General features: G+C 65.6%; 5 protein-coding genes and 1 pseudogene. 3 read left to right on the top strand and 3 right to left on the bottom strand.

From position 1 onward, the window contains the following. The 3 genes from VN047_RS17060 to VN047_RS17050 all read right to left on the bottom strand — a co-directional run. The coding region (locus VN047_RS17060; RefSeq protein ID WP_325544755.1) for an ATP-binding cassette domain-containing protein at positions 1–501 on the bottom strand (501 nt) is incomplete at its 3' end. Between the two features lie 5 nt (positions 502–506). After that, positions 507–1,211 (bottom strand): uracil-DNA glycosylase, encoded by a 705-nt coding sequence (ung, locus tag VN047_RS17055; protein ID WP_325544754.1) that lies wholly within the window; start codon positions 1,209–1,211, stop codon positions 507–509. A 206-nt stretch (positions 1,212–1,417) separates the two neighbouring features. After that, positions 1,418–4,489: a TonB-dependent receptor domain-containing protein gene (locus tag VN047_RS17050; RefSeq protein ID WP_325544752.1), complete on the bottom strand. Its 3,072-nt coding sequence runs from the start codon at positions 4,487–4,489 to the stop codon at positions 1,418–1,420. Between the two features lie 178 nt (positions 4,490–4,667). Here VN047_RS17050 and VN047_RS17045 point away from each other — a divergent pair, with 178 nt between their 5' ends. The 3 genes and pseudogenes from VN047_RS17045 to VN047_RS17035 all read left to right on the top strand — a co-directional run. Next, complete coding sequence (locus VN047_RS17045) at positions 4,668–5,000, top strand: phosphoribosyl-ATP diphosphatase (RefSeq protein ID WP_325544750.1); 333 nt, start codon at positions 4,668–4,670, stop codon at positions 4,998–5,000. A 10-nt stretch (positions 5,001–5,010) separates the two neighbouring features. Further along, entirely contained in the window at positions 5,011–5,388 is a 378-nt protein-coding gene (locus tag VN047_RS17040; RefSeq protein ID WP_325544748.1) for a histidine triad nucleotide-binding protein, read from the top strand. 138 nt (positions 5,389–5,526) lie between these two features. Then, positions 5,527–6,240, top strand: a pseudogene (locus VN047_RS17035) (Ig-like domain-containing protein); the annotation flags it as partial.

Below are 6,240 nucleotides of genomic sequence, written 5' to 3'. Positions count from 1 at the left end.
AGTGAAACGACGCCAATCGTCATAACCGCCGCCGAACTCGGTGAGCACGCCGTTGCCCTCGAAAGCGATGACCTGGGTCACCGTGTTCTCCAGGAAGGCGCGGTCATGGCTGACCAGGAACAACGTGCCTTCGAACTCCTGCAGCAGGCTCTCCAGTAGCTCCAGCGTCTCGATATCGAGATCGTTGGTCGGTTCGTCCAGTACCAGCACATTCGCCGGATTGGCGAACAGGCGAGCCAGCAACAGGCGATTGCGTTCGCCGCCGGAAAGCGATTTCACCGGCGAGCGGGCGCGCTGTGGCGGGAACAGGAAGTCTTCCAGGTAGCTGATGACGTGCTTGCGTTCGTTGCCGATCTGCACGAATTCGGAACCGGGGCTGATGGTATCGGCCAGCGCGGCAAGCGGCGTCGCGAGCGCGCCGGCCCCGGCGAGCCCGCCCTTCGCCATGCCGAGCAGCACGACCGCGACGATCAGGATCGCCAGCGTCGCCGGGTCGGCCAATATGCTCATGCTTCGGGTTGGTCCGGAAGCCGCCAGTCGATCACGCCGCGCCCGTGCGCCTCGAGAAACGCATTCGCCTGACTGAACGGCCGCGAACCGAAAAAGCCGTTGTGCGCCGACAACGGTGACGGATGCGGCGCGCGCAGGATCAGGTGCGGACTTCCCGCGCCGAGCCCCGGCACATTCGCCGCCTTCTTCTGCGCATGGCTGCCCCACAGGATGAAGACCTTGGGCGCCGGATCGGCGGCAACCGTGGCGACGACCGCGTCGGTGAACTTCTCCCACCCCTTGCCCTGATGCGATGCGGCCATGCCGCTCTCGACTGTCAGGCAATTGTTGAGCAGCAGCACGCCCTGCTGCGCCCAAGACTTGAGATAACCGTGCGATGCCCGCGCGATGCCGAGGTCGCTCTGCATTTCCTTGTAGATGTTGACGAGGCTCGGCGGCGTCCGCACCCCCGGCTGGACCGAAAAGCAGAGGCCGTGCGCCTGGCCCGGCCCATGGTACGGATCCTGTCCAAGGATCACGACGCGCACATCCTGCGGCGGCGTCGCATCCAATGCCGCGAACCAGTCGCGCGGTCGCGGAAAGATCGCCTTTCCCTTTTCGCGCTCATCCGCCAGAAATTGCTTCAGCGCCGCCATATAGGGCTGCTCGAACTCGCCGCCGACGCGTGCGAGCCAGTCGCGATGCAGTTTGACCTCGGCCATGTCCGCGCTTCACCAGAGCGGCGCGGGCTTGTCCAGTCCCGTCGCCCCGCGAATGGCAGCAAACGACCGGTTGCGGACCTATCTCTCATCGTCATCCCGGACTTGATCCGGGATCCATAGCCGCACCATCGTATGGAACCCGGATCAAGTCCGGGATGACGAAGGAGAGGGAGCGAACGTCAACTCCCCACCCCCAAGGCAGCCGCCTAAATCTTCCCCCGCACGCTCACGAAGAAACGGCGGCCAAGGTAGTCATATTGCGTCCCGAACGCGGGTGCCTGACCGATCACCGGCGGCGTCGCGGTGACCACCGTCGAGACGCGCGGCGGCGGCGTGTCGAACAGGTTCGCGACCCCCAGGGTGATGCGGAAACGGTCGGCAACATCGCGGCTCAGCGACAGCGAATGATAGAAGGTCGCGGGCACGCTGACGTCGGGGCAGAACCGCCCGCCCGGCCGGAAGCTCGAGGTGCGGCATGCATCGCCGCCCTGCGCGCGCAGAAGGTCCTTCATGTTCGACGCCGCGCCGGTGACGTCGAGGCCGTAGAAGAGCGTCCAGCCATCCTTCATCCAGCCAAGGTTGAAGTCGCCGACCCACTTCGGATTGCCGATCTTGCCATTGTCGTCGATTTCGGTGCCGGGGAAGAGTTCGACCTTGTCCTCGATCTGCCAGGTCATCTGCGCGCGGAACGCGAGTGCGCCGAGATTGCCGAGATCCTGTTCGATCGCCATCGACAGGTCGACGCCGCGGTTGCGCTGGCGGCTGATATTGACGTAGCGGTCGGTGACGGTGGCGACGCTCTGCGCGTCGGGGCCGGCGGCCGTACGGGTGAACAGCCCGCAGAAGGCTTCGCTGGCGAAGTTTTCCGAATCATAGCAGCCGGTAAGGATGTTGCCTGCGCCGAGCAGCGTGATTTCGTCCTTCACCTTGATGTCGAAATAATCGATCGCAAGGCGCGTCTTGAAGCCGCCCCACAGAGCGCCCGACAGGTCGGGGGTCAGGATGACCGAAACCGTTTTCGCGGTCGAGGTTTCGGGCTTCAGCCGGCCGAGGCCGCCGCCCGAAGTGATCGTCGCGGGACCGATCCCGCCGGTATAATCGGGGGCGATGCCGTCGGCGGCGCAATTGTCGAAAACACGCTGGCTGATCGCGCCGGCCTGCAGGCGGGCCGCGGTCTGGATGCACGGATCGATGTCCTGCTGGCCGAGAAAACCCGTCTGGTCCTGAAGGAAGAGTTCGAACAGCGCCGGCGCGCGGAACGACGTGCCCCAGGTACCGCGGAAGCGCAGCCAGTCGGTCACCGCCCAGTCGGCGCCGACCTTCCACGTCGTATCGCTGAAATCATCCTTTGCGCCGGTGCGCGCGGTCGCCTCGACATGCGTGTAGCGCGCCGCGCCTGACAGCGTCAGCCGCTCGATCATCGGCACGCCTTCGAGCAGAGGCACTTCGATCTCGCCGAACAGCTCCTTCGACACCGTGCGGCCCGCGGTGATGCCCGCGGTCGTGAAATTCGCGACATTGCCCGCGCGCGTCGCTTCGCCCGGTGTGTCGCTGATTTCGTCGCGGCGGATATTCGCGCCGAACGCCGCGCCGACCGGTCCCGCAGGCAGATTGAACAATTTGCCCGTGACCAGCGCTTCGGCCGAGGTCTGTTTGAACAGCGTGCGCCCCGTTTCGCGGCCCGTCAGGAAGGCACGCTCTTCGGGGGTGAAATCGCCGCGCAGCACGCGCGGGTCGGTGAAGTCGACGTCGATGCAAGGGACGCCGCGGACCGCCGTAGCCGTGCCGACGCACGAGCGCGTCCGCAGCGTCTGTGACGCGACCGCATCCTGATAGATGACGTCCTGCGTATAGCGGGCGTCCGACCGGCTGTGCTGGCCGTGGACGTCCCATTTCCACCCGCCGCCAAACTCGCCGCGCAGCCCGAACACGCCGCGGTAATAATCGACGTCGGCCTGGCTTTCGGACTTCACGAGCACGCGCGGGCGCAGGATGACGTTGCCGGTGAATTCGCTATTGAGCGGATCGCCCATGTCACCCGGGTCGCAATTATATGCCGTCGGGTCGCAAAGGAAAAAGGGAAGCATCGACGCGCCGGTAAACTGCTGCAGCTCGATCCGCTGGAAGCCGTTGTTATGTGACTTGCGGTTGCTGAACAGGAATTCGCCATAGGCGGTGATGCCGTCGGTCACATCATAGGCGCCCTCGACGAAGGTGCTGATCCGGCTGACGCGCGAGAAGACGTCCGAATCCTGTTCGACCGGCTCGAACTGGTTGAGCGCGCCGGTCGACGGGCCGTCGAAATTGACCCCGAAGAAATTGTCGGGGCCGGAGACCCCGATCGGATTGTAGGCGTTGATCGGGATACCGACGCCGGCGAACTCATGGCCATATTGGCCGGCGAAGATCGGCTGCCCGTTCGGCGCGATCAGCCCGGGGCCAAAGGTCGGAAAGCCGTTTTCGTCGACCCCCGAAAAATCGCTGAACACGATCATATTGGCCTGCGTGCTGTTGCATGCAGGGCGCCCGGTTCGGAAATCGACGATATCGGCGCGGCTGCCGTCGGCCTCGCGCTTCAGATATTCCTCGGAACAGAACAGGAAGCCGCGATCGCGCCGCGTCAGATTCTGCTGGCGGAAATAGTCGACCGTCGCGAAGAAATGGCCGCGGTCGAACTTTTTGCCAAAGCTCGCGTCGACGCCATAGCTTTCGCCGCCGCCATGTTCGGTGATCGACGAAAAACCGCCGCCTTCGAAGCCGTCGAGATCGTCGCGAGTCAGGATATTGACCACGCCGGCAACGGCGTCCGAACCATAGATCGACGAAGCGCCGGTCTTGAGCACCTCGACCTGACGGACCACCGACAGCGGCAGCACGTTGAGGTCGAAGGGCGCGACCGAGCCGCGAATCCCCGCCGGACCCGCTCGGCGGCCGTTGACCAGTACCAGCGTCCGCTCGGCACCGAGCCCGCGCAGCGATACCGTCTGCACATCATTGCCGCCATTGGCGACGAAGCGGTTCGAGATCGCCGAGGTGATCTGGATCGATCCCTGCGCCGCCGGGACCTGCTGCAACACATCGGCAAGCTGGACCTGTCCCTGCAATTTCGCGATTTCCGGATCGATGATCTGGACCGGATCGGCGCTGGTGAACTCGCTCTTCGCGATGCGCGAACCGGTGACGATAATCTCGTCGCCGGTCTGGGCGATTGCGGGAGACGCGGCGAGCGCGGTCAGCGAGGCCGTCGCAGCGAGAAACACCTTGGGGCGGGTGCCCATCTTCATTTCCTGTCCGATTCTAGAGTTGATCCTGCCCCCCGGCGCGCCCGCATTAAGCCAAGGGCGTTTCAATATGGTTTACGCGCGGGTAACTCCCGTCGCCCCCGGCCCGCTTGTCGGGGCCGCGCCGTGCGGCTAGGCACGCTTCCGAAAAGACCGGGTGCGAAAGGATCACGCAATGGGCAAGACAATGGGCGAGGCTCTGGAGCGGCTCGAAGCGGTCGTCCACGACCGGATCGCTGCGGGCGAGGCCGCATCCTCCTATGTCGCGAGCCTCGCGGCGAAGGGCCGGGCCAAGATCGCGCAAAAGCTGGGCGAGGAGGCCGTCGAAACCGTCATCGCCGCGATCGGCGAGGATGATTCGGCGCTGATCGGCGAAGCGAGCGACCTCGTCTTCCACCTTTCGATCCTGCTCGCCGATCGCGGCCTGTCGTGGAACGACATCGCGGCCGAACTCGACCGACGCCACGGTGCGTCGGGCCACGCCGAAAAAGCCAGCCGGCCACAATAGGAGCTCTCCCATGCCGATCGACGCGACGCTTCCCTATGACGAGAGCAATATCTTCGCGCGCATCCTGCGCGGCGAGCTGCCGTCGAAGACCGTGTACGAGGACGAGTTCGCCCTCGCCTTTCACGACATCAACCCGCAGGCGCCGCTGCACATCCTCGTGATTCCCAAGGGGCGGTATGTCAGCTGGGACGATTTCTCGGAACGCGGCAGCGACGCCGAAATCGCGGGCTTCGTCCGCGCGGTGGGCAAGGTCGCGCGCGATCAGGGCCTCGTCGCGCCCGGCTACCGCCTGCTCGCCAATGTCGGTCCCGACAGCCATCAGGAGGTCCCGCACCTCCATGTCCATATTTTTGCGGGCCAGCCCCTTGGCCCGATGCTGGCGCGCTGACCTTTCGCCGCTGTCTATGACGGCGGTCACAGCGATTTCGCGAACTGCGACTAACCGTGTGCGATGCGCGGCAACGGGTGGACTCTGTCCCCTGTTTCCAGCAGGATAGCGGTTCGGACCGAAGCGGGGAGTTTGACGATGGGCAAGGGATGGCGCGCGCTGGCTACAGGCTTGGCCGGCAAGGCAAAACTGGCGCTGATCCTGCCCCTCACGCTCGCGATGGCCGCGACCGCCACCGCCGACACCGTGCCGCAGGTCACGCTCGCGACCCCCGGCTCGTCGGGCACCGGCGATGGCACGATCACGCGCTTCACCTTGCGCTTCTCCGAAGACATGGTCCCGCTCGGCGATCCCCGCGCCGCCGCGCCCGCGACCAACGACTGCAAGCTCCCGTCGTCATCCCGCTGGGTCGACACGCGCACCTGGGTGCTTGAATTCGACAAGCCGCTTCCGGGCGGCGTCGCGTGCCACATCGAGCTTCGCGACGGGCTCAAGACCGCGCGCGGCATCGCGGTCGCGGGCAACAGCCGTTTCGCGCTCGACAACGGCGGCCCTTCGGCGCGCGCCGTACTCGCGGGCGGCATGGACGGCGATATCGAGGAGCAGCAGATTTTCCTCGTCGCCACGAACGTCGCCGCCGATCGCGCCTCGGTCGGCCGCTTCGCCTATTGCGCGGTCGACGGCATCGGCGAGAAAGTCCCCGTCGACGTCCTGCCGCGCGAGACCGCGACCGAGATCCTGACCGGCCTCGGCGACAATAGCTGGTCGCGCCAGTCCTTCACCTATGACGCCGGCCTGCCGCAGCGCTTCCCCGCCGCGGGCGCCGACCGCGACGCCGCGCTCGAACGCATC

Source organism: Sphingopyxis sp., from assembly GCF_035565275.1.
Classification (GTDB): Bacteria; Pseudomonadota; Alphaproteobacteria; order Sphingomonadales; family Sphingomonadaceae; genus Sphingopyxis.
Note: the sequence above shows the minus strand (reverse complement) of the source record. Positions and strands in the feature narration are given on the sequence as shown.